Genomic DNA, 24,582 nt, shown 5'->3' with positions numbered 1-24,582 from the left:
TATGGAACCATTGAAACAAAAAACTTGGAAGAAAAATTATACTTGGGTATTGGTGGCTAATGCTATCTACATTGCGATTTTTTGTCTTATTATGAAATTATACTCTTAAACTATGCAATTATTTGACTGGATTATACTAATTGTTACATTACTTTTTATTGTTGTTTACGGAGCTTGGAAAACAAAAGGAAGTAAAAACGTTGAAGATTTTATACTTGGTAATAACGAAACTCCGTGGTATGTCGTAGGACTATCTGTAATGGCAACGCAAGCAAGTGCAATTACTTTTTTATCTACTCCAGGTCAGGCTTATCATGACGGAATGGGTTTTGTGCAGTTTTATTTTGGTTTGCCTATTGCCATGGTTATTATTTGTGTAACCTTTATTCCTTTGTACCACAAGTATAAAGTGTATACAGCCTACGAGTATCTCGAAAAAAGATTTGATTTAAAAACTCGCTCTCTTGCTGCCATACTTTTTCTTTTTCAAAGAGGTTTAGGAACTGGACTAACTATTTATGCACCTGCAATAATTTTGTCTGCAATACTCGGTTGGAACCTTACTTATATGAATATTATCATCGGTTTCTTGGTAATTATCTACACGTTTTCTGGAGGGACAAAAGCTGTAAATGTGACTCAAAAACAACAGATGTTTGTGATCATGTCTGGAATGTTTATCACATTTTTTCTTATTCTGTATTATTTACCTAATGATATGACGTTTTCTAGTGCTCTTCATATTGCAGGTGCTAATGATAAAATGAACATTGTCAATTTCTCTTTTGATCCCGAAGAAAAATATACTTTTTGGAGTGGTATAACAGGAGGTTTTTTCTTGGCACTAGCCTATTTTGGAACAGATCAATCTCAAGTGGGTCGCTACTTATCGGGTAAATCTGTACGTGAAAGTCAAATGGGATTGATTATGAACGGACTTTTAAAAGTTCCTATGCAGTTTTTCATATTACTTACAGGTGTCATGGTGTTTGTTTTTTTTCAGTTTAATCCGGTGCCTTTGAATTTTAATCCAAATAATAAAACATTGATTGAAAAATCAGCATACAAAGGAGAGTACAACGCATTAGAACAAAAACTAAATGATCTTTCTGAAGATAAAAAAGTCATAAACTTACTATATATTGATCAGCTTAACCAAGATTATGACAATCCTATATTGAGAAAAGAATTGGTTGCATTGTCTAATAAAGAAAAAGATTTAAGAGACAAAGCCAAAGAAATCATTCTAAAAGCAGATGGTACTAGCGAAACCAATGATAAAGATTATGTGTTTTTTCATTTTATTCTTAATTATTTGCCCAAAGGCCTTATTGGGTTATTATTGGCTGTAATTATATCGGCGGCCATGTCATCAACTGCCTCAGGACTTAATGCCTTAGCTTCTACAACTGCTATAGATATTTATAAAAGAAATGTAAAAGGTGAAAAATCAGATAAACATTATTTGTATGCAACCAAGTTTTTTACGCTTTTATGGGGAGTAATTGCCATTCTATTTGCCTGCGTAGGAACCCTTTTTGAAAACTTAATACAACTCGTAAATATCATTGGGTCAATATTTTACGGAACAGTTTTAGGAATATTTTTAGTTGGTTTTTACATCCAGAAAGTACAATCAAAAGCTATTTTTTATAGCGCAGTGCTAAGCCAACTCACCATTTTTATTATTTTTTACTATGCTATTTATGTCTATCCTAGCGGGCAGGAAAAATTAGGCTATTTATGGCTGAATTTTATTGGCGCCATGCTAACTATAATTATTTCATTGCTGTTTCAGTTTACAATTTTTAGAAACTCCCAAAAAGAAGTAGCGCACTAAATCCTGTGCTTATTCCTGACAAAAAATCTTATTCTTGTTTTATAGTTTTAAAACCAGAATAAGATTTTTTTATTTAGTCTTCGTTCCTAAAATAATTAGACAAGTGAGAGTCAGCAAATTTTAGAACATTTATTGTCCAATTTATTCTTATTGAATTTAAACCTACAGATTATAGATAAGAAAATACCTGTTTACCGATTATTAAATAAGAAAGTAGCTTGTTTAAAATCCCATTCTACCATATATCAAAAAAAATCCCGAACTACCATGGTAATTCGGGATTTAAAATATTTGTTTTGCTTTTTAGCTTTTACTCCACTCTGCAATACTGTCTTTATTCATTTTTACATAATCTTGATTTTTTGCAATTTCAGCTGCTGCAAGAGATGCTTTTGCTGTTTCAATAGCACCTTTTTTATCGCCTAATTTTGCTTGAATCAACGATTTCAATCTGTTATACCAAAATGGTTTTTCTTTAGACATATCCAAAGCTTTGTTTACATATTCTAATCCTTTGGCATTATCACCATTTGATTGGAATAAAAACTGAGCTGCAGAGAAATAATCACCAGCAGATGGACCTGCCAACACTTTGTCTATATTAGCAGTAGTTTTTTGCTGTGTAGGCACTTCAAACTTTACTGCTGCATATGAATTTTCCCAATACATTTCTAAATAGGCAAAATTATTATCTAAGGCACTCAATCCAATGGTAAAAGTCTCTACTTTTTTGTTCAGAACTTCTGGTTTAACAGTTGTTTTTAAAGCAATATTTTCTTCTTTCCATTCTTCTGGATTACCCCAGTTATCAGTAGTTTTATAGAAAATAACATCCCAACTTTCAATTTTTGGAATTGTAAATAATGAATACTTCCCTTTTTTTAAGGTTTTTCCATCAATAACAACATCATCACTAAAAGAAACGATTGTATTTTCATTAGCTCCCGTTCTCCACACTTTTCCAAATGGAATTAAATTACCAAAAACCACTCGGCCTTTAGCACTTGGTCTGGAATATACAACTTCAACATCAGTCAAACCTACGGCCTGTGTTACTGTAGATTTTGGACTCGATTGTGGTGTTTTCAACTGCGCTTGTGCATTTAAACTCGCGATACATAACGCTAATGCAACGATAATTTTTTTCATGTTTTAATTTTTTTTGAATTCCAAATTTACAAATTCAACAGCTTTCAAATGTTAATTATTTCTTAATTTAGCCTTGATTTCCTGCACCATTTCAAAATTCAATTCGTTAAAATGATTGATGATCACATCTGCAATTGACAAATCTTGAGCAGCAGAATGAATACTGTTGTAACCTACACAAAAAATTCCTGCGGCATTTGCCGCTTTAATGCCATTGGTACTATCTTCAATCACGATACAATTTTCTTTTTGGCCAATAGAAAGGCTTGCGGCATGTTCAAAAATGGCAGGATGTGGTTTTGATTGTGCAAAATCTTCCCCGCTTATTTTATGGGTAAAATAGTCGTGTAGCTTAAACCTATTAAAAACACGTTCAATGGTTACCTTAGATGCTGATGAGGCCAAAATCAATTGCATCCCATTTTGATGTAATTCTTTGATTAAATTTTCAACACCTTCAAGCAATTCTAAATCAGCCTTACTGTCAAAAGCATCATTAAAAATAGTACGTTTCCGTTGAATTAATTCCTCTACTTCTTGGTCAATTGTAAATAACTCTTTCAATTTCTGAAAGGTATTTCGTGTGGAAAAGCCAGTAAATGAAGTGTACATTTCCTCCGTAACAGCAATATTTAGCTCTTCAAATTGCTTGAAATAGGCGTAGCGGTGAACCGGCTCTGTATCGACGATTACGCCATCCATATCAAAAATTACTGTTTGTATCATTTTAAATTATGAGTTATGAATTATAATTATTAATCCCTGAAAAGAGGAATAAAAAACAGAATATTATTTTTTTAGCAAGTATCGTATTACTGTTTCTGCGGCATACAAGCCAAATAATCCTGGCATGTAACTATTAGTTCCGTAAAACGATTTTTTATAATTAGATCCATCGGTCATTCTTAAACTGGATTCGTCTTGAATTTCAGAGGAGAAAACTACTTTTAATTTATCAATTTTCAGTTCTTTCAAGCGTCTGCGAATGGTTTTGGCAAAAAAACAATTTACAGTATTCGTAATATCAGTCACTTTTACTTTAGAAGCTTCCATTTTTCCACCCGCACCCATGCTGCTGATGATTTTTACTCTTTTGCGTTTCGCAGCAACAATTAAATTTAGTTTTGGCGTCACACTATCTATGCAATCCAAAACATAATCAAACTCCTCAGTAACAATCTCAAAAGCACGCTCAGGTGATAAAAATTCTTGTACTCGTGTTAATTGCAATTCTGGGTTAATATCCATCAATCTATCGCCCACGATAGTGATTTTTGGTTGCCCAACTGTAGAGTGTAAAGCTGGCAATTGTCTGTTAATATTGGTAATATCCACCACGTCTCCATCTACAATTGTCATTTTGCCCACTCCGGCTCTCGCCAAAAATTCAGCAGCAAATGAGCCTACGCCTCCTAATCCTACCACTAATACGTTTGCATTTTGTAAATTAGCCAAACCTTCTTTTTTAAATAAAAGTTCTGCTCGTTCTGTCCATTCTGCCATTTTTTATGTTTAAAAGTGTCCTGTTTTACATGTTATCCAATTAAAATTGAATTCCAAAAACAGTACTAAAGTTATTATTTATGATTTTTTGAATTTCTTCGACTGTGGTTTCTTTGTATTGGGCAGCACGTTCATAAACGGCTTTTATCCCATCTTCTACAGTATCAGTTTCTAGAAAAAAACGTTCATGGGGAATGCTTTTAAAAACCGACTCTAATGCTGGATTACGCAATAAATATTTTCCAAAAGAAAGGTAAAATCCCTGCTCTAACAATTTCTTGGCCACGATTGCATTTTTAGAAAATCCATGAATTAGTATCGGAACTGAGATGTTGAGCTTTCTTTTAATGACAATCAATTCATCAAAAGCAGCCACACAATGAATGACAACTGGTTTATTGTATTGTTGTGCTAAAAACAATTGCTTTTCAAAAACCAATTGCTGCAATTCTAGCGGGATGTCAATGCGTTTATCCAGGCCACATTCGCCTACTGCAAAACAATTAGATTTTTGTAATTGTGTTTCAATGATTTTTAAATCAGCGTCAACTCGTTCTTCTGTGATATACCAAGGATGAATCCCGATAGAATAAAAAGGGAATTTCGCATCAAATTCATAAGGATATTGATTCACCAACTCCAGTATTCCAGGTTGATTTGTAAAGTGATGCGTATGTAAATTAAAAAATTCCATTACTCGTGAAACTTTTTAACACCAGCCTTAATAGCTATACTCAAATCATTTTCTAATGGAACTAAGGGACAAGAATAACCGGGATTATAGGCGCAATACGGATTGTACGCCTTATTAAAATCTATTGTTATAACATCACCCTCAGGTATTTGTAAATCTATGTACCGCCCGCCAAGGTAACTTTCATCACCTGATGTTACATCCGAAAATGGTAGAAATAAGTAATTTACATATTCCTTTTGTTTAGACAATTCTATATTTTGATATACATTCAACTTAAATTTTTGCCCATCTATAGTAAAATAAACTTCTCCATATTTAATGTAAGTTGGTTTTCTATCGGTTGATGTTTTCATTAAAAAAGGTTGCTCCATAGGTGTTCTAACTAATTTTGCAGTCACAAAATAAGTTGGGTTTGCAGGAAAAAATTCCAAAGATTTAAAAACTGCTCGATCTTGTGCCGTGAGCGGACTTTTTTCTGGGTTTGAATACTGCGCATTTAATTCTTGTTGAAACTGAGCTACGGCCTTAGCATTATAGGACTCTTGCGCTGCAACAAAAGTGAGTTGTAAACAGATAAAAAAGGTCAGTACAGTTTTCAATGGTTTGATTTTTATGCAAAAATAGTGTAAAAGTTACAATACCACAACGAAAATTAAGGAGCAAGAAACGTCATGAAAAGCCTATTCCTTAGCCCAGATAGCAGCGAAAATCCTTGTATTTTTTTCTTTTAGAAAAAATACAAGATTGTAGCGAATAGCTGGAAAAAGCTCCTAAAAAACATTGTAAATTTGCAACTCACAAAACTACTTTATGCTGCAAACTGCTTTTCAACGCTATATCAATAATTTTAGAGGATTTACCAGAGAAATTTGGATCCTTACCTTAATTACTTTTATTAATCGTGCCGGAACCATGGTGCTCCCGTTTTTATCTAAATATTTAAAGGAGGATTTACATTTCTCCTACGCGCAAGTGGGCTGGATTATGGTAGCTTTTGGTTTTGGATCCATGCTTGGCTCTTGGTTGGGAGGTAAATTATCAGACAAAATAGGGTTTTACAAAATTATGATATTCAGCTTATTTACCAGCGGACTGCTACTTTTTATGGTTCAGTACATTCGGACTTTTTGGGGATTGTGTGCCGGGATGTTTGTGATCATGACCGTTGCAGATATGTTTCGTCCCGCCATGTACGTCTCGCTAGCCACCTATGCAAAACCTGAAAATCGTACAAGAGCCTTGACCTTAGTGCGCCTTGCGGTAAACCTTGGTTTTACGGCAGGACCAGCATTAGGAGGATTAATCATCATGAATATGGGCTACAGCGGCTTATTTTGGGTTGATGGGAGTTCCTGTATCATCTCCATTTTAATTTTTACACTGCTCGTAAAAGAACGCAAAAAACCATCTGATTTGAATAGCAGTACCAGTGAAACTGAGATTCCAGCATCAGTTTTCAAAGACAAAATATTTTGGATTTTTCTTTTTGTATGCTTTATAACTGCTGTATTGTTCTTTCAACTTTTCACCACTTTACCGCTGTATCACAATGAAAAATTTGGATTAACAGAGTTTCAAAGCGGACTTTTATTATCCCTGAATGGGCTTTTAATTTTCTTTCTGGAAATGCCCATTGTAAGTTTTAGCCAAAGAAAAGGCATTGAAAAACTCAAAATAATATTGTGGGGATCGCTATTAATGTCTCTCAGTTTTTACGTTTTAATGTTCAACATTTGGGCTGGAATCTTAGTGGTTAGTATTATTTTTATCACTTTTGGCGAGATGTTTATATTTCCCTTCTCCAATTCCTTTGCCCTTAGTAGAGCGCCAAAAGGTCACGAAGGCCGCTATATGGCTTTGTTTACCATGAGTTTTAGCTTAGCGCATATTGCAAGTTCAAAAACAGGTTTGGAAATTATTGACAGTTGGGGTTATCAAGTAAATTGGTTTGTCATGGGAACATTGGGCGTATTGGCCGTTGCGGGCTGCATGTGGTTGCAAAAACTGGTACAGCAGGAAAAACGATCTAAATAATTTTATAATTTGGGCGTGACCCTAATCTAAAAAAGGGGCTTATCAACATAGTGTTGAATATGCCCCTTTTTTAGATTACGGTCGGGCTATCTGCACCGCTGCGGCGGTTTGCTCCTATCCCTCTTGCGGCCCAACCTGAAATACTAAACCATACTAAAACAGATATTTACGTTATATAAACGACAATAACATATTTCAAAAACTATAATTTTAGTTAAATAACTATAAAAATAGTTTGCAAACTATAAAAATAGTTGTAAGTTTGAATCAAATAAAAACATCATGCAAAAATTGACCAATAAAGAAGAGGAAATCATGCACATTCTATGGAAGCTCAAAAATGCTTTTGTAAAAGAAATCTTAGCCGAAATCACAGAAGATCAACCGCATTACAACACACTCTCAACCATAGTGCGCAATCTTGAAGAAAAAGGATTTGTATCACACAATGCCTTTGGAAACACACACCAATACTTTCCCGTAGTATCCCTTGAAGAGTACAGAAAACGTTTTATGCACACCGCAATTGATCATTACTTTAACAGTTCTTATAAAAATATGGTAAGCCATTTTGCCAAAGAAGAAAAAATATCAGCAGCTGAATTGCGTGAAATTTTAGCCATGATTGAGCAACAAGAACAAAACAACTAAGCTATATTAAACCAACTAACCAAAAACCAAAACCAGCATGGAAGTACTTTACGTATATCTCATAAAATCCAGTGGCTTACTAGCACTTTTTTTCGTAGCGTATCATTTTTTGCTTCGCAAAGAAACTTTTTTTACCAGCAACCGATGGTTTTTAGTATTGGGTTTATTCACTTCGGTTGTTTTGCCATTGATGGCTTTTACAAAAATTGTTTGGGTTGAACCAAGCACCAACACCATTGACTGGTCCCAAATTCCACTAACCACTAGTTCTGAAAAGGATATTTCGGAAATCAATTGGTACTTAGTTATTGGAATGCTATACGCCATTGGCATGCTTCTTTTTATACTAAAACTTGCTTTGGATTTTTATAGTTTACACCGTGTATTAAAAGGAAAACACTTTAAAAATCAAGCCGATTTTAAATACATTGACACCACAGAAAATATAGCGCCCTTCTCTTTTTTTAATACTATTGTTTACAATTCATCCTTGTACAGCAAAGCCGAATTAGAAAATATTTTGGAGCATGAAAAAATCCACAGCGAGCAAAATCATACTGTTGACGTATTAATTTCAAGACTGTTTTGTGTTATATTTTGGTTCAATCCTTTTGCTTGGTTGTACAAAAAGTCAATCTTGCAAAATCTAGAATTCATTGCTGATAGTGAAGCAACTAAAAAAATATCCGACAAAAAAGCGTATCAATACACGCTCTTAAAAATAACAACACACGAAAATTGTGTTGCCATTACCAATCATTTTTATCAATCATTAATCAAAAAACGAATCGTTATGTTAAACAAAAATCAATCAAAAAAATGGAATTCATGGAAATATGCAGTAATTGCTCCAGCTCTAGTAGCGTTTGTACTTTTATTTCAAATTGAAGTAATTGCACAAGAGAAAAAACAAGTTACAAAAGAAACCACCTTAAACTCAGTCACCACTGAATTAGAAATAAACGCAACCTCAACAAAAGAAGAGCTAAATGCTGAAAAAGATTTTTTTAAAGAAGAATTTGGCATTCAAGTCACTTTCAAAGAATTAGTATACAATGACAACAATGAAATTATTCAAATAAACGTTGAATTAAAAAGCAGCAACAATGAAATAAAAATTTATCGAGTTAAAGAAACAACACCCATAAAGCCTTTTAAAATCTTTGCAAAAACCGAAAATGATAAAAAAGTTATTTTTGGTTTCAAAGCTGATAAAAAGAAAAATAGTCACCTGAGCAACCATTTTAAAGCCACAGAAAAGAATGATGAGAAAATTGAAATTGAAGTAAATGATAGCAATTCAGGAACAAACGAATCCAATCATGACGATTATTTATCAATTAATAATTTTGAAAAAGATGGAGTAGCATATTTACTCGTTATCAATGGAGTTAAACAATCAAAAAACCAACCCATTCACTTGGCAATTAATGATGACATAGTAAGTCAAACGATAGTAGAACCCAAAGAAGCTATTGCAAAGTATGGATCTGATGGTGCAAATGGAGCGTATGAAATTACAACTTCAATGAATACAATAAAAAACGAAAAAACAATTAGAACTGTAATAAATAAAAAAAGGAGTCTACAGGAACTAGAAATTCAAAATGATGAAATTCATAATATTATAGATAATGAACAAGCTAAAATAGATGCAATGCAAGCTAGAAAAGATGCCATTCAGGCTAAAAAAGATAACGAACTAGCCAGAAAAGATGCAATGCAAGCTAGAAAAGATGCCATTCAGGCTAGAAAAGATAATGAACTAGCTAAAAGAGATGCAATTCGAGACAATTTAGACAAACAATAATATAATTTTCATTATTACAAAAAAGACGGTCCAAATCATGACCGTCTTTTTTTATATCTTTGTGAAAAATTAAATTGCATGTATAAAATTCTTGCTCAAATCAACAGAATCATTCTTCCTAGCTTTACAAAACAACGTTTGGACTTGGCCAAAGCCAAAAAATGGCAGATGGCGATTATTGGTTACAGGTATTATGTTACCACTCGTGCCTTACGCTAGTAATTCATAGCGGCAAATACAACGTGATTTAAAATTTTATCTCTTCCGTTCAAAAAAGGCAGTTCCATCAAGAAATTACATTGAACAACCACACCGCCTAGCTTTTCTACAAGTTCACAAACTGCCTTTGCCGTTCCACCTGTAGCCAAAACATCATCATGGACAAGCACACGATCCCCTTTTTGTATGGCATCTATATGAATTTCTAGACTATCTGTTCCATACTCTAAATCATAACTAGCCGAAATGGTCTCATAAGGCAATTTATTAGGCTTCCGAACAGGGATAAAACCCACCTTCAATTCTTGAGCTAATAAAGTTCCAAAGAAAAATCCACGACTCTCTACCCCAACAACCTTATCAATTTCTAAATTTTCCACACCTGATAACAGTATTTTAAGGCATTCATTCCTTGCTTCGGGATCAAGAAGCAGTGGAGTGATGTCTTTAAACAAAATTCCTTCCTTTGGAAATCCCTGAATATCACGGATATAATTTTTTAAATTCATTTTTTTTATTTTTTTACAATTTTACACTTGCAAATTACACATTTATGCCTATATTTGCACCCGCAAGCAAGACAATATGTCGCTTCGCAAAAAAGGCCTTGTGGCGCAACTGAATAGCGCACTTGATTACGGCTCAAGAGGTTACTGGTTTGAATCCAGTCAAGGTCACAAAACTCCAGCATTTGTTGGGGTTTTTTTATGTTTTATACTTTTATAAAAAAACGTGACAGCAACTTCGAGAACTTTAAGCAAAGCCTTTAAACTTATACTAATTTAGCAATAGCGATCATCCTTTTTCTGTTTCATATTTCTATTTTGATATCTGTGTTAAATGTTCTAATTTAGAACAAAACTAATTTGTTACCAAAAAAAGATTTCATGAAAAAAATTATATGCTTTTTATTATTTATTCCCATTCATTTTGCAACCGCGCAAAACGAAAGTGATCGAATTGAACTAACCGATCTTTTAAAAATTAAAAACGTAAACAACATTACTAGTTCAACTGATGGCAAAAAAGCTGCTTTCACTCTTACCTCCATTGAAAGTGACGAAAACAGTTCATTAGATTACAGCTATCGCACCCAGATTTACTCTTGGACTAAAGAAAATCCAAACACTTTAAAACAAATTACATCAGATAAAAATGGCGCATCAAGACCAGCATGGAGTCCTGACGGCAAACAACTCGCCTTTTCAAGATTTATAAAAGATAAAATGCAAATCTTTGTTCTTAGTATGGAAGGCGGAGAAGCCACGCAACTCACTAATTTTAAATATGGTGCCAATAATCCAAAATGGTCACCAGATGGAAAAAAAATACTCTTTTCAGCTAGTATTTCACTACAAGAACTTTTGAAAGACTCCATTTTAAATCCTAAAAAAATAGTTCCGAGTTGGAATACTGAAAAACCTGGTTTTAAATCGAATGATTATTTAGCCAATACTAAAATCAAAGCCAATCCTAATGGTTCATTGGCAGAAGTAAGAGCGTATTTAAACCAAAATGCCACTGACAAAAAAGCTATTGTTTTAAATAAATTAAACTTTCAAAGCGAAAGTAATTTATCTTCTGAACTAAATTTTAACCATTTTTTTGAAACAGTAGCAGAGCAAAACAGCATCCCAAAAGCCATTACCAGTGGATTTTATAGCTTTTCATCGGCGGAATATTTTGCAAATGGAACTCAAATATTATTATCTGGTGACGTAGACAATCTCGAAAATCCAGACCGTTCCCAAGAAAGTGAATTATTTACGGTAGCCCCTGACGGTAGCAATTTTAAAATGATTTTAGGCGATAATGGAAAACGCTTTAGCAATGCTTCTGTTAGTAATTCTGGAAAATGGATCGCATTTTTATCTGGAGCAACTTCATTCGTGAGTATTCCAACTTTATCTATTATGCCACTAAACGGTGGGGCAGAATCAATTCAAACGATTCCTTTTGACCGCAACATCTCTAATTTAAAATGGAGTAAAGACGACAAATTCCTTTATTTCACATCACAAATGAACGGGGGAAACGTTTTAAACCGTGTATCATTGGCTAACAAAAAAATTGAGGCTTTATCGGCAGCCGATCAAGGTATCTCTAGTTATGATTTAGTTGCAGATGGTTTTGTTTACAGCAAGACTCAAGTGAGCAATCCATCTGAATTTTACACCGCTGACTCTAATTTTAAGAAAGAAAACAAAGTAAGCACATTCAACAATTGGGTTTCAACCAAAAAACTATCTTATCCTGAAAAGAAAAGTTTTGTAAACGAGTTAGGACTCATCGTGGAATATTGGGTTATGAAACCAACTCAAATCACAAGTGGTGAAAAAGCACCTTTATTACTAGAAATTCATGGCGGACCATCTGCCATGTGGGGACCCGGTGAAGAAAGTATGTGGCATGAATACCAATATTTTTGCAGTAAAGGATATGGCGTAGTATACAGCAATCCGCGTGGATCAGGAGGATATGGTCTTGACTTTTTGAGAGCCAATGTTAATGATTGGGGCAAAGGACCAGCAAGCGATGTTTTGACAGCTCTAGACAAAACTGTTGCCGATGGTTGGGCAGATAAATCTAATTTATTTATTACTGGTGGTTCTTATGCTGGATATTTAACAGCTTGGATCATAAGTCATGACAATCGCTTTAAAGCGGCTTGTGCTCAAAGAGGTGTTTACGATTTGAATACATTTTTTGGAGAAGGAAATGCATGGCGATTGGTGCCAAATTATTTTGGAGGTTATCCTTGGGAACCAAAAGTTAAAGAAATACTAGCGCGTGAATCACCTATTAACTACGTTCAAAACATTACAACACCTTTTATCATTTTTCACGGAGCCAACGATCGTAGAACAGGGTTTGTACAAGCAGAAATGATGTTTAGAAGTTTAAAAGTTTTAGATCGTCCAGTAGAATTCGTTGTTCACCCTGGAGCAACACACGAGATTACTCGTAATGGTGACAACAGACAACGTATGGATCAAATGTTGAGAACTTACGAATTTTTTCAACGTTTTTTGACCAAATAATAAAATCCACATAAACAAAAAAATCGCTACCAATAATTGCTGGTAGCGTTTTTCATCTTTTAAACAGTATCCTTTTATTATAATGTAGCCATATCAATTACAAAACGGTAACGCACATCTCCTTTTGTCATACGTTCATACGCTTCATGAATGTCTTTCATATCGATTAATTCAATATCTGATACAATACCATTGGCAGCGCAGTAATCAAGCATTTCTTGTGTTTCAGGCAATCCTCCTATTAATGAACCTGCTAAACTTCGTCTTCCTCCTATTAAACTAAAGGCATGAATTTCATAGGGTGTTGGCGGTACTCCCACACATATATGCACACCATTAACACGCAATAATGATAAGTAAAGATTTAAGTCATGAGGAGCAGATACGGTATCTAGAATAAAATCAAATGTTCCTGCTGCCTTTGCTAATTGTTTTTCATCTTTGGTCACAATAAAATGATGCGCCCCTAGTTTTTTTGCATCTTGTTCTTTATCTGGTGAAGTACTCAAAACAGTAACTTCAGCACCAAAAGCAACACCAAACTTAACAGCCATATGTCCAAGTCCACCAAGACCTAATACAGCCAGTTTATGTCCTTTTCCTACTTTCCAATGCCTCAAAGGTGAATATGTTGTTATTCCTGCACACAATAACGGAGCTACTGCCGCTAAATCTAATTTATCTGAAATATGCAACACAAAATCCTCATGAACTACAATGGTGTTTGAATACCCTCCGTATGTAGGTGTAACACCATCTTGACCAAGTGCATTATACGTATCTGTTCTTCCGTTGATACAAAATTGTTCTAATCCCTCTTTACAATTTTCGCAAGTTCTACACGAGTCCACAAGACAACCTGTTCCCGCTAAATCACCTACTTTAAAGCGTGTTACCTTTTCCCCTACTCCAACTACTTTACCAACAATTTCATGACCAGGAACCATTGGGTAAATAGATCCTCCCCAATCATTCTTTATTTGATGTAAGTCACTGTGACAAACACCACAAAATTGTATATCAAACTGAACATCATGTGGTCCAAGAGCTCTTCGTTCAAAATTCCAAGGCGCTAAATCTGATTTAGCATCATGTGCCGCATATCCTTTTGTAAGTATCATAATAAGTAAATTTAATTGTTATAAAATTATGAAAATTTAACTCATCAATAATTTTAAAGAGTTACATAATTCCCAGTATAAACTATTCAACCACATCTTTTATTATGAAACTGCCAGAGCCTTTTAAATAACATAAAATTACTTCTACTATCTGAAAACTAATTTTAAGAATAGATCTGTTTCCAGCAAGATAATTTGTTACTTTGTGCAACTACATTTTACAAATCATCAAACTTTTAAATGGCTTCATACACCTATGACAATCAATTTACTGACATTCTTTATAGCGAACATGAGTTAAATCATAAAGAGTTTGAATGTTGCACTTTTATCAATTGTTCTTTTTCCGAATGCCATTTTATATCCGTTACCTTTATTGAATGTACTTTTATAAACTGTTTTTTTACATCAGCAAAAATAAATCACGTGTCGCTAAGAAATGTAGTATTTGAACACTGCGAAATTAAAGATGTAAACTTTGCTATGTGTGATGCATTTATCTTTACAATTGGATTTAATAACTGCATTATTGATTTTTCGAAATTTTATAATTTAAATCTAAAGGAAACACAATTTACAAAATGCAGTCTCATAGCCGTAGATTTCATGAATACCAATCTAACTCATGCTATATTTGATCATTGTGATTTATATAAAAGTGAATTCTCAGGTGCAAATGCGCATCATACTGATTTTAAAACAAGTTATAATTATACCATTGATCCCAAAAAGACAAAACTAAAAACGCCCTTTTTTCAAAAAATGAAGTAAAGGGTCTTTTATACCAGTACGATTTAATAATTAATTGAATAACAACAATTCATGGCAAGTATAAGGAGCAACCATTAACCATGAATAGTTTCACTGTTTCCATATTTTGCAATAACTGATTCTTCATAAAATAGCCACTCTCGCCAGCGTTTTTCAACATCAATTCCTTCACCGTATTTACGTGCATAGGTTATAAAAGTGGTATAATGACCTGCTTCACTTTCCATTAATTCTCTATAAAAAAGAGCTAATTCTGGATCCTTAATATTCTCAGATAAAACTTTAAATCGCTCACAACTTCTGGCTTCAATCATTGCTGAAAAAAGCAAACGCTCTACCAAACTGGATACTCTACTGCCGTTACTGCTTTTTTTCATATACAGGTAGAGCTCATTTACATAGTCGTCTTTTCGCTCTCTGCCCAGTTTTAAGCCTCGCTTGATAATAATGTTATGCACTTGCTCAAAATGATCAATTTCTTCTTTAGCTAGAGCTAATAAATCTTGAACTAAATCCTGATGTTCGGAGTTGTTCGTAATAATTGTAATGGCATTTGTAGCTGCTTTTTGCTCGCACCAAGCATGATCTGTTAAGATTTCTTCAATATTTTTCTCCACAATATTGACCCATCTTGGGTCTGTTGGCAATTGTAATCGTAATACACCCATTTTTTTAGTCTTAAAGTTAGGAAGTCGAAAGTCATAAAGTCAAAAGTCGAAAGCCAAAACTAAGAAAGAATATTAAATTCTATACAAAGACTTTCGACTTTCGACTTTAAAACTTAAAAACATATTTATTTAGAAAACAAAAATAGCTCTTTCGCTCATCATTTCGTTAACTTCATTAGCTACCGCTTCAATTACATCTTCGTTTGTATGATCTACTAAAACTCTGTCAATTAAGGCTACAATAGTTTCCATATCTTCTTCAACAAGACCACGAGTGGTAATAGCTGCAGTACCTACACGAATACCAGAGGTAACAAATGGTGATTTATCATCAAATGGAACCATATTTTTATTGACTGTAATTTCAGCTTTAACCAAAGCATTCTCAGCCTCTTTACCAGAAATATTTTTATTTCTTAAATCAATCAACATCATGTGATTGTCAGTTCCTCCCGAAATAATTTGGTAACCACGTTTTACAAAAGCTTCAGCCATAGCCTTAGCGTTTTTTTGTAATTGTAACGCATAGGTAAAAAATTCGTCTTGTAATGCTTCTCCAAAAGCAACCGCTTTTGCAGCAATGATATGCATTAAAGGTCCACCTTGATTACCCGGAAAAACAGCCAAGTCTAGCAAAGATGACATCATTCTTATTTCTCCTTTTGGAGTAGTTAAACCAAATGGATTTTCAAAATCCTTACCCATCAAAATTAATCCTCCACGAGGTCCACGTAATGTTTTGTGAGTCGTTGTAGTAACAATATGACAATGAGGTAAAGGATCATTCATCAAGCCTTTTGCAATAAGTCCTGCAGGATGAGAAATATCAGCCAATAAAATAGCACCTACGCTATCAGCAATTACTCTAAAACGCTCAAAATCCATGTCACGCGAGTAAGCAGATGCTCCAGCTATAATCAGTTTTGGTTGTTCTCTAGTTGCAATTTCTTGAATTTTATCATAATCTAGTAAACCCGTTTCTGGATCTACTCCATAAAAAGAAGGAGTGTATAAACGTCCCGAAAAATTTACAGGTGAACCGTGTGTAAGGTGTCCGCCATGAGCCAAATCAAATCCTAATATTTTATCACCTGGCTTTATACAAGCATGATAAACTGCTGTGTTAGCTTGGGAACCAGAGTGTGGTTGTACATTGGCGTAAGCCGCACCAAAAAGCTCTTTGGCTCTATCAATAGCAATTTGCTCTACCACATCAACTACCTCGCAACCGCCGTAGTATCTTTTGCCAGGATATCCCTCGGCATATTTATTAGTAAGAACAGATCCTGCTGCTTCCATCACCTCGTCACTTACAAAGTTCTCTGATGCTATAAGTTCTAATCCGTGTATTTGTCTTTCTTGTTCTTCTAGAATAAGGTCAAAAATTTGTTCGTCGCGTTGCATTTTTTTGATTTTCGTTAATTTATAGCAAAAATACAAAAAAACGTTTGGTTAATACTTAGATTATAATATATTTGATGAGTAATTTTTTAACAAAATAATTAACATCATATGCCAATAACAGCAAACGATACCAATAGAAAATCATGGTTAGAAGTACCTGAAAACAGTGATTTCCCTATTCAAAATATACCCTTCGGAGTTTTTCTAACAAAAGAAAATATTGTAACTGTAGGAACAAGAATAGGCGATTATGCCATTGATTTAGGTGCACTACAACAACTCAATTATTTTGAAGGTATTGAACTTACTGATGATATGTTTATGCAGGATACGCTGAATGACTTCATATCAGATGGAAAAAAAACATGGAGACTAGTAAGAAACCGCATTGCTGAACTCTTTGATGCCAATGATACCAAACTGCAAAATAATATTAAGGACAGAGATATTGTAATCTTTAGAATGGAGGATGTTGAAATGCAATTGCCTGTTTTAATTGGTGATTACACTGATTTTTATTCTAGTAAAGAACATGCAACTAATGTTGGGAAAATGTTTCGTGATCCTGAAAACGCATTATTGCCTAACTGGCTTCATATTCCAGTAGGTTATCACGGCAGAAGCTCTTCTATAGTACCCTCAGGAATTCCTGTTCACAGACCCATGGGACAAACATTACCTCACGGGGAAACAAGTCCAGTTTTTGGTCCTTCACGTTCTGTTGATTTTGAACTCGAAACTGCGTTTATCACCACTGACGTCAATATCATGGGTGAAAATATTCCTGTAACCGAAGCCGAAGATTATATTTTTGGGATGGTGTTATTAAATGACTGGAGTGCTCGTGATATACAAAAATGGGAATACGTTCCGCTAGGACCATTTTTGGCTAAAAATTTTGCCTCTTCAATTTCACCATGGATCGTTACTATGGATGCACTAGAACCTTTTAGAACAAAAGGTCCTAAACAAGAGCCTACTCCCCTACCGTATTTACAACAAAAAGGAAAACACTCCTTTGACATTAACTTAGAAGTAGCCATTCAACCTGAAAATAGTGAGGCTACTGTAGTTTCTAAGTCCAATTTTAAATACATGTATTGGACAATGAGTCAACAATTAACACACCACACCTCAAATGGATGTAGAGTAAACTCTGGAGATATGATGGGATCAGGAACGATATCAGGACCTACTGAGGATAGTTTTGGTTCTATGCTTGAACTTACTTGGGGTGGAAAAAACCCAATAAAAATGAGCGACAACACAGAGCGTAAATTTATAAATGATAATGATACAGTTATCATGAAAGGTTTTTGCAAAAACGGTCATGTACGTATTGGTTTTGGAGAAGTTTCAAGCAAGCTATTACCTCCTTTTGTACGAAAATAAAATTTATATAAAATTACCTTTTAAAACCTAACAATTATACTATTTTTGTTAGGTTTTTTTTGGCATTATATTTGAATTTAGCTTTTTGAAATATTCTTTTCGCTACAATCAAAAAAATATTACTCAACATTCTACCTCTAAAATTAACGCTTATGAAAAAAATTACTACTCTATTTATCTTATTTATTCTAATTTCCTCTTGTGGAGTAAAGCAAACCCAAAATGCATTAAGCTCAGGCAATTATGATCAAGCAATTGATAATGCTATTTCAAGTTTAAGAAGTAACAAGGATAAAAAAGGAAAACAAGATTATGTTTATCTCCTTGAAGAGGCTTTCGCCAAAGCTAAAGATAGAGATCTTAACTATATTAACTTGTGGACTAAAGAAAATAATCCTGCACAGCTAGAGAAAATTTACAACACCTACGTACAGTTAAATCAAAGACAAGAAAACATAAAACCAATTTTACCCTTAAAATTATTAAACGAAGGTAGAAATGCCATCTTTCCCTTTGATGATTATAGTGATAAAATTGTAAGTAGTAAAAATGCACTAGCGGCTTATTTATATGCAAATGCAAAGAAATTAATGGTGTCTAATGATAAAATGAATTTTAGAAAAGCATTTAATGACTTAAATTATCTCAACCAGATCAATCCAAACTATAAAGACGTTTTAAAATTAATGGATGAAGCAAAATTTAAAGGCTGTGATTTTGTTTCGGTTACAACAAAAAATGAGACAAACATGATCATTCCTGTACGTTTGCAAAATGATTTGTTAGATTTTAGCACATTCGGATTAAATGACGCTTGGACGGTTTATCACAACAACAAACAAAAAGGTATTGTTTATGATTATGGAATGGTTATCAATTTTAGAGATATTTTTATTTCACCAGAACAAGTTAAAGAACGTGAATTTGTAAAAGAACGCGTTGTAAAAGATGGTGTAAAAAAACTTATTGATGCTAATGGTAAAGAGGTTCTAGATGAAAAAGGAAAAGTAGTAATGGTTGACGATTTAAAAACGGTAACCGCCAGAATTTATGAATTCAAACAATTTAAATCTTCGCAACTTACAGCTAAAATAGATTACGTTAATCTAAGAACAAATCAACTAATTCAAACATTTCCTTTGACAAGCGAGTTTGTTTTTGAAAATATTTATGCTACATGTAATGGAGACAGACGCGCCTCGGACGATAACTATTTTGCATATTTTGACAGAAAACCTGTTATGTTTCCAAATAGTGAACAAATGATTTATGATACTGGTCAAGATTTAAAAGCAAAAATTAAAAACATCATTACTCAAAATAGATTTAGAAACTAACCTTTATAAATCTTTCATTATCAAAACTCTTGGAGCGCTGCGTTCTAGGAGTTTTTTTTTTGAAATAACACAATAGCTCCATAATTTGTTACAAATAAAAATTAAATAGTTGTAATTCAAAAAAAAATGTACTTTTGCAACAGTGAATAATACAAACGTACATATAACTTCTTTGTCACGGACAAACATGCTAACCGCTTCTCCCGAAGTACGGACACTATAACTATAGTTTCCTAGAGCTGTTTCTCATTTATTCATACTTTCATTTTTTTTGTTTTGACATTATCAAACTCTATTGGATTATTATATCCTTTATTTTTTATAGTATTTACTGTATTTTATTGTAAATCAATACGGTACATCTATTCATTAGATTTTAGCGCAAATTCATATTGCCTAAAATTCGTTTTAGTTTCTAATCAAAAATCATTTTATAACATCCAAATTCTACTTTTGAAATGAATATTTCCATCGTCACAACTCAGGAAGAGCACTACAAATATGCGCAAGAAATATGCGAAACAATAGAGTTATCAGCACTTTTAAGAGGTACTGGTATTGCTAAAAGAACGCCTGAGTATATCCAGAAAAAAATGGAGACCAATGATGCCGTTATTGCACTTGACAACGGAAAATTTGCAGGTTTTTGTTATATCGAAAGTTGGCAACATGGCCAGTTTGTAGCACATTCTGGCTTGATTGTTCATCCGGATTATAGAAATCTTGGTTTGGCAAAAAAAATAAAGTCATTTGTATTTGATTACTCACTAAAAAAGTATCCAGAAGCAAAAGTTTTCGGAATTACAACAGGCTTAGCAGTAATGAAAATAAATTCCGAATTAGGATACAAACCAGTTCCTTTTTCTGAGCTTACAAATGACCCAAGCTTTTGGAAAGGCTGTCAAACCTGCACCAATTATGAAATTTTGAAAAGCAAAGACAACAAAATGTGCTTGTGTACCGGCATGCTATATGATCCAAATGAAAAACCAAAAGACCCTCCTAAACATCCTTTCAATGTCCGGATTTGGAACCGTTTGAAGAAAATAAAACAAGCGGTATTTTTAGATCAATAAATTCCCTCACCTCCCGAATCCTCAGAAGTTAAAAAGGGAAATGAGCCAAGAGATAGAAAAAAAGTCACATAAAATAATATTCCCTTTTGCCACTATTGGACTCAATACTTCAAAGAGAAGGCGACCAAGATAAAAAAGTTACATAAAATAATATTCCCTTTTGCCACTATTGGCTCCCCCTCCTTCGGAGGGGGCCGGGGGGAGGAAAAACAAAAAAATGAAAAAAGTAGTATTAGCATATAGTGGAGGTCTTGATACTTCCTACTGCCTGAAATATTTAAAAAATGAAAAAGGATTTGAAGTTCACACAGTCCTTGTAGATACCGGTGGATTTACTGCTGAAGAGCTAGAAAGTATAACAACAAGAGCGTATGAACTTGGAAGTGCAAAACACACCAATCTGACCATTGTAGATAAGTATTATGATAAAGCCATCAAGTATTTAATTTTTGGAAATGTATTAAAAAACAATACCTATCCACTTTCTGTGAGTGCTGAACGTGTTTTTCAAGCTATCGAAGCGATAAAATACGCAAAATCTGTTGGTGCAAGTGCCATCGCTCACGGAAGTACTGGGGCTGAAATGACCAAATTCGTTTTGATCTAATTTTCCAAACCATTGCACCCGAAATTGAAATCATCACTCCTATTCGAGATTTAAAATTATCAAGACAGGAAGAAGTAGATTATTTATCTAAAAACGGCGTTTCTTATTCTTGGGAAAAAGCACAATATTCTATTAATAAAGGATTGTGGGGAACAAGTGTGGGCGGAAAAGAAACTTTAACATCACATCAAGCACTTCCTAGCGAAGCCTACCCTTCTCAATTGGTAAAAGAGGGCGCAGAAAAAGTAACATTAGAATTTTCAAAAGGGGAATTAACTGCTGTAAATGGCATAAAAGACAAACCATCAGCTAATATCGTTGCTCTTGAAAAACTGGCTAATGCCTACGCAATAGGTAGAGACATTCACGTAGGTGACACCATTATTGGGATTAAAGGAAGAGTAGGTTTTGAGGCCGCTGCACCTTTAATCATCATCAAAGCACACCATTTATTAGAGAAACACACACTTGGAAAATGGCAGCAATACTGGAAAGAACAACTAGGCAACTGGTACGGAATGCTGTTTCATGAGGGACAATTTCTAGATCCTGTGATGAGAAATATCGAAACTTTTTTGCAAGACACCCAACACACTGTAAACGGAAAAGTAACTGTTACACTAAAACCATATCATTTTTCGCTTGACGGAATCGAATCTGAAAATGATTTAATGAATACGAGTTTTGGACAATACGGAGAAATGAACAATGCATGGACTTCTGATGATGCCAAAGGATTTATCAAAATTCTTGGAAATGCTCAAAACATATTTTCATCAGTAAATAATGAAACATACGAATAATAAGTAGCGTTTTTTAAGGAGCAGAAATATTTTGCATTTCCAGAAACATCGTCCCGCTTTACGCTACAATCTTTTCCTTTTTGAAAAAAAAGGAAAAGGATTTTCACTGCAATCGGGGCTAAAGTGAAAAATAGTGCTTTTTTAGAAACATAAAAAGAGCACTATCCAATTTGTGGAAATCAGTAAAAACTGTGACAAAAATAATTCGAAAAAATAGAAGATTATGATTACTATTGGTATAATAGGTGGATCAGGATATACAGCAGGAGAATTAATTAGAATTCTAATGTTTCATCCTCATGCAACCATTGATTTTGTTTTCAGTACAACAAATGCTGGAAAGCCGCTTTCTGTGGCGCACCACGATTTACTCGGTGATATCGAAATGAATTTTACCGATACCGTAAATCCAAACGTGAACGTAGTTTTCTTGTGTTTAGGTCATGGAAAATCAAAATCATTTTTAGAACAAAATCAATTTGCAAGTCATACTAAAATTATTGATTTGGGTAATGATTTCAGATTGACAAAAGACAAAGAATTCGATAGTAAATCATTTGTTTATGGTTTACCTGAATTGAACAAAGCAGCCATTAAAAACGCTCAATTTATTGCAAATCCAGGTTGTTTTGCAACAGCAATTCAGTTGGCATTATTGCCTTTGGCGAAAGCCGGAATACTCACAACTGACGTTCATATCAATGCTACAACAGGAAGTACGGGAGCCGGAGTTACCCCTTCAGAAACAACACATTTTAGCTGGAGATCAAACAATATGTCGCATTACAAAGCTTTTGAACACCAACATCTAGGGGAAATTAACCAAAGTGTCCACCAATTGCAAGCGGATTACGCAAACGAATTGATTTTTATACCCAACAGAGGTGATTTTGCCAGAGGAATATTCGCCACATTATACACAACAATAGAAGAAAGTTTAGAAGACATACTTTCAAAATATGAGACTTATTACCAAGACCAACCTTTTGTTACGGTTACTACCACAGGAATCAACATGAAACAAGTGGTGCAAACCAATAAATGTATTATTAGTTTAATGAAAAAAGGAAACCGGTTATTGATAACTTCAGTAATCGATAATTTAACAAAAGGAGCCTCAGGACAAGCCATACAAAACATGAATTTAATGTTTGGATTAGATGAAACCACAGGATTACATTTGAAACCAAGCGGATTTTAAAAATTTGTTTCAAGTTTAAAGTTTAAGGTTGCACTCGTAACTTGAAACTTTAAACCTTAAACCATTTAAACAAAAAAAGAAAATGAACTTATTTGACGTTTACCCATTATACAGCATCACTCCAGTAAAGGCGCTAGATTGCACTATTACAGACGAAAACGGAGTGGAATATTTAGATTTATACGGCGGTCATGGCGTAATTTCCATTGGACACACCCAACCAGATTATGTCACTGCCTTAAAAAAACAATTAGACAACATTAGTTTCTATTCAAATGCGATTCAGAATCCACTGCAAGTTGAATTAGCCCAAAAGTTAGGGAAACTTTCAGGATTAGAGGACTACACTTTATTCTTGTGCAGCTCTGGGGCTGAAGCCAATGAAAACGCTTTGAAATTAGCCTCGTTTCACAATCATAAATCGCGAGTAATTGCTTTTGAGAATTCGTTTCACGGAAGAACTTCGGCAGCAGTAGCAGTCACTGACAACAAAAAAATTGTGGCACCAATCAATGCACAGCAAATTGTTACTTTTTTACCCCTGAACAACATTGAATTGGTTGAAAACGAACTCAAAAAAGGCGATGTCTCTTCGGTAATAATTGAAGGTATTCAAGGAGTGGGCGGCTTAGACCAAGGTACCACAGCATTTTTTCAGGATTTAGAAAAAATATGCGCAGCTTATGATGTTGTTTTAATTCTAGACGAAGTACAATCCGGATACGGAAGAAGCGGAAAGTTCTTTGCACACCAACATCATGATATTAAAGCCGATATAATTTGCTTGGCAAAGGGAATGGGGAACGGTTTTCCTATAGGTGGGATTATGATTTCTCCAAAATTCACAGCTAGTTACGGATTATTAGGAACTACTTTTGGAGGAAACCATCTAGCGTGTGCAGCCGGTATTTCAGTTTTGGACGTAATGGAAAAGCAACAATTAATGGATAATGTAAATGACGTTTATGCCTATTTTCTGGAAGCAATCAAACAAATCCCTGAAGTAATTCAAGTTAAAGGAAGAGGATTAATGCTGGGCGTAGAATTTGATTTTGACGTAAGTACACTTCGTAAAAAGATGATTATCGACCAACATATTTTTACTGGAAATGCAAATAACAAAAACTTACTTCGAATTTTACCTCCTTTAACAATAACAAAACCAGCAATCGACTTGTTTATAAAGGCTTTAAAAGAAGCTTTAGTAGAGATTCAATAACATAAAGTAATGCTATTTGTAATAGAACTTAAACAACTA

General features: G+C 34.1%; 21 protein-coding genes, 1 tRNA gene and 1 pseudogene. 14 read left to right on the top strand and 9 right to left on the bottom strand.

The genetic code is table 11. The annotated features are described in order from the left end of the window. Positions 1–112 precede the first annotated feature (112 nt). A complete protein-coding gene (locus AC061E_RS13055) occupies positions 113–1,840 on the top strand; it encodes a sodium:solute symporter family protein (RefSeq protein ID WP_478286635.1) in 1,728 nt (575 codons plus the stop codon). Positions 1,841–2,143: 303 nt separating this feature from the next. Here the strand turns inward: AC061E_RS13055 and AC061E_RS13050 are convergent, their stop codons facing one another. The 5 genes from AC061E_RS13050 to AC061E_RS13030 form a co-directional block, all read right to left on the bottom strand. Continuing rightward, a complete protein-coding gene (locus tag AC061E_RS13050) occupies positions 2,144–2,989 on the bottom strand; it encodes a DUF2911 domain-containing protein (protein WP_478286634.1) in 846 nt (281 codons plus the stop codon). A gap of 51 nt (positions 2,990–3,040) precedes the next feature. Then, positions 3,041–3,715 carry an HAD family hydrolase gene (locus AC061E_RS13045; protein WP_478286633.1) on the bottom strand — a complete coding sequence of 225 codons (675 nt, stop codon included), beginning with the start codon at positions 3,713–3,715 and terminating at the stop codon, positions 3,041–3,043. 63 nt (positions 3,716–3,778) lie between these two features. Then, on the bottom strand, positions 3,779–4,492 hold the full coding sequence (locus tag AC061E_RS13040; RefSeq protein ID WP_144891724.1) for a tRNA threonylcarbamoyladenosine dehydratase: 714 nt from the start codon (positions 4,490–4,492) through the stop codon (positions 3,779–3,781). Between the two features lie 40 nt (positions 4,493–4,532). Then, complete coding sequence (locus tag AC061E_RS13035; RefSeq protein ID WP_478286632.1) at positions 4,533–5,186, bottom strand: TatD family hydrolase; 654 nt, start codon at positions 5,184–5,186, stop codon at positions 4,533–4,535. Then, positions 5,186–5,788 (bottom strand): DUF1684 domain-containing protein, encoded by a 603-nt coding sequence (locus tag AC061E_RS13030; RefSeq protein ID WP_478286631.1) that lies wholly within the window; start codon positions 5,786–5,788, stop codon positions 5,186–5,188. The genes AC061E_RS13035 and AC061E_RS13030 overlap by 1 nt, the downstream gene beginning before the upstream one ends. 211 nt (positions 5,789–5,999) lie before the next feature. On the opposite strand from AC061E_RS13030, the gene AC061E_RS13025 reads away from it, so the two are divergent. The 4 genes from AC061E_RS13025 to AC061E_RS13010 all read left to right on the top strand — a co-directional run bounded on the left by AC061E_RS13025 (position 6,000) and on the right by AC061E_RS13010 (position 9,903). After that, the gene (locus AC061E_RS13025) at positions 6,000–7,223 is read left to right on the top strand and encodes an MDR family MFS transporter (protein ID WP_478286630.1); all 1,224 of its coding nucleotides are present in this window, start codon (positions 6,000–6,002) and stop codon (positions 7,221–7,223) included. A 282-nt stretch (positions 7,224–7,505) separates the two neighbouring features. Next, positions 7,506–7,874 carry a BlaI/MecI/CopY family transcriptional regulator gene (locus tag AC061E_RS13020; RefSeq protein ID WP_478286629.1) on the top strand — a complete coding sequence of 123 codons (369 nt, stop codon included), beginning with the start codon at positions 7,506–7,508 and terminating at the stop codon, positions 7,872–7,874. A gap of 37 nt (positions 7,875–7,911) precedes the next feature. After that, the gene (locus AC061E_RS13015; protein ID WP_478286628.1) at positions 7,912–9,684 is read left to right on the top strand and encodes a M56 family metallopeptidase; all 1,773 of its coding nucleotides are present in this window, start codon (positions 7,912–7,914) and stop codon (positions 9,682–9,684) included. A gap of 78 nt (positions 9,685–9,762) precedes the next feature. Continuing rightward, positions 9,763–9,903 carry an SsrA-binding protein gene (locus AC061E_RS13010; protein ID WP_478286627.1) on the top strand — a complete coding sequence of 47 codons (141 nt, stop codon included), beginning with the start codon at positions 9,763–9,765 and terminating at the stop codon, positions 9,901–9,903. Here the strand turns inward: AC061E_RS13010 and AC061E_RS13005 are convergent. Next, positions 9,900–10,412, bottom strand: coding sequence for an adenine phosphoribosyltransferase (locus AC061E_RS13005; RefSeq protein WP_478286626.1), 513 nt, complete (start codon positions 10,410–10,412; stop codon positions 9,900–9,902). The two genes, AC061E_RS13010 and AC061E_RS13005, sit on opposite strands and share 4 nt — an antisense overlap. A gap of 94 nt (positions 10,413–10,506) precedes the next feature. Here AC061E_RS13005 and AC061E_RS13000 point away from each other — a divergent pair. Further along, positions 10,507–10,580: transfer RNA gene (locus AC061E_RS13000), tRNA-Arg, on the top strand. A 210-nt stretch (positions 10,581–10,790) separates the two neighbouring features. Next, a complete protein-coding gene (locus AC061E_RS12995; RefSeq protein WP_478286625.1) occupies positions 10,791–12,944 on the top strand; it encodes a S9 family peptidase in 2,154 nt (717 codons plus the stop codon). 77 nt (positions 12,945–13,021) lie between these two features. Here AC061E_RS12995 and AC061E_RS12990 read toward each other — a convergent pair whose 3' ends face one another. Then, positions 13,022–14,065, bottom strand: a complete 1,044-nt coding sequence (locus AC061E_RS12990) for an NAD(P)-dependent alcohol dehydrogenase (protein WP_478286624.1) — start codon at positions 14,063–14,065, stop codon at positions 13,022–13,024. Positions 14,066–14,305: 240 nt separating this feature from the next. Between AC061E_RS12990 and AC061E_RS12985 the strand changes: the two genes are divergently transcribed. After that, entirely contained in the window at positions 14,306–14,836 is a 531-nt protein-coding gene (locus AC061E_RS12985) for a pentapeptide repeat-containing protein (RefSeq protein ID WP_478286623.1), read from the top strand. A gap of 74 nt (positions 14,837–14,910) precedes the next feature. Here AC061E_RS12985 and AC061E_RS12980 read toward each other — a convergent pair whose 3' ends face one another. Further along, on the bottom strand, positions 14,911–15,504 hold the full coding sequence (locus tag AC061E_RS12980) for a MiaE family protein (protein ID WP_478286622.1): 594 nt from the start codon (positions 15,502–15,504) through the stop codon (positions 14,911–14,913). A gap of 129 nt (positions 15,505–15,633) precedes the next feature. Beyond that, positions 15,634–16,908, bottom strand: coding sequence for a serine hydroxymethyltransferase (gene glyA / locus AC061E_RS12975; protein WP_478286621.1), 1,275 nt, complete (start codon positions 16,906–16,908; stop codon positions 15,634–15,636). Positions 16,909–17,016: 108 nt separating this feature from the next. Here glyA and fahA point away from each other — a divergent pair, with 108 nt between their 5' ends. The 6 genes and pseudogenes from fahA to AC061E_RS12945 all read left to right on the top strand — a co-directional run bounded on the left by fahA (position 17,017) and on the right by AC061E_RS12945 (position 24,543). Beyond that, complete coding sequence (fahA, locus tag AC061E_RS12970) at positions 17,017–18,300, top strand: fumarylacetoacetase (protein ID WP_478286620.1); 1,284 nt, start codon at positions 17,017–17,019, stop codon at positions 18,298–18,300. A 152-nt stretch (positions 18,301–18,452) separates the two neighbouring features. After that, positions 18,453–19,637, top strand: a complete 1,185-nt coding sequence (locus tag AC061E_RS12965; RefSeq protein ID WP_478286619.1) for a hypothetical protein — start codon at positions 18,453–18,455, stop codon at positions 19,635–19,637. A gap of 458 nt (positions 19,638–20,095) precedes the next feature. Continuing rightward, positions 20,096–20,713 (top strand): GNAT family N-acetyltransferase, encoded by a 618-nt coding sequence (locus AC061E_RS12960; protein ID WP_478286618.1) that lies wholly within the window; start codon positions 20,096–20,098, stop codon positions 20,711–20,713. 217 nt (positions 20,714–20,930) lie between these two features. Then, positions 20,931–22,123 (top strand): annotated as a pseudogene (locus AC061E_RS12955) (argininosuccinate synthase). A 223-nt stretch (positions 22,124–22,346) separates the two neighbouring features. Further along, positions 22,347–23,324, top strand: coding sequence for an N-acetyl-gamma-glutamyl-phosphate reductase (gene argC, locus AC061E_RS12950; protein ID WP_478286617.1), 978 nt, complete (start codon positions 22,347–22,349; stop codon positions 23,322–23,324). 82 nt (positions 23,325–23,406) lie between these two features. Beyond that, on the top strand, positions 23,407–24,543 hold the full coding sequence (locus AC061E_RS12945) for an aspartate aminotransferase family protein (protein WP_478286616.1): 1,137 nt from the start codon (positions 23,407–23,409) through the stop codon (positions 24,541–24,543). Positions 24,544–24,582 lie beyond the last annotated feature (39 nt).

This window comes from Flavobacterium sp. GNP011, from assembly GCF_056428925.1.
Note: the sequence above shows the minus strand (reverse complement) of the source record. Positions and strands in the feature narration are given on the sequence as shown.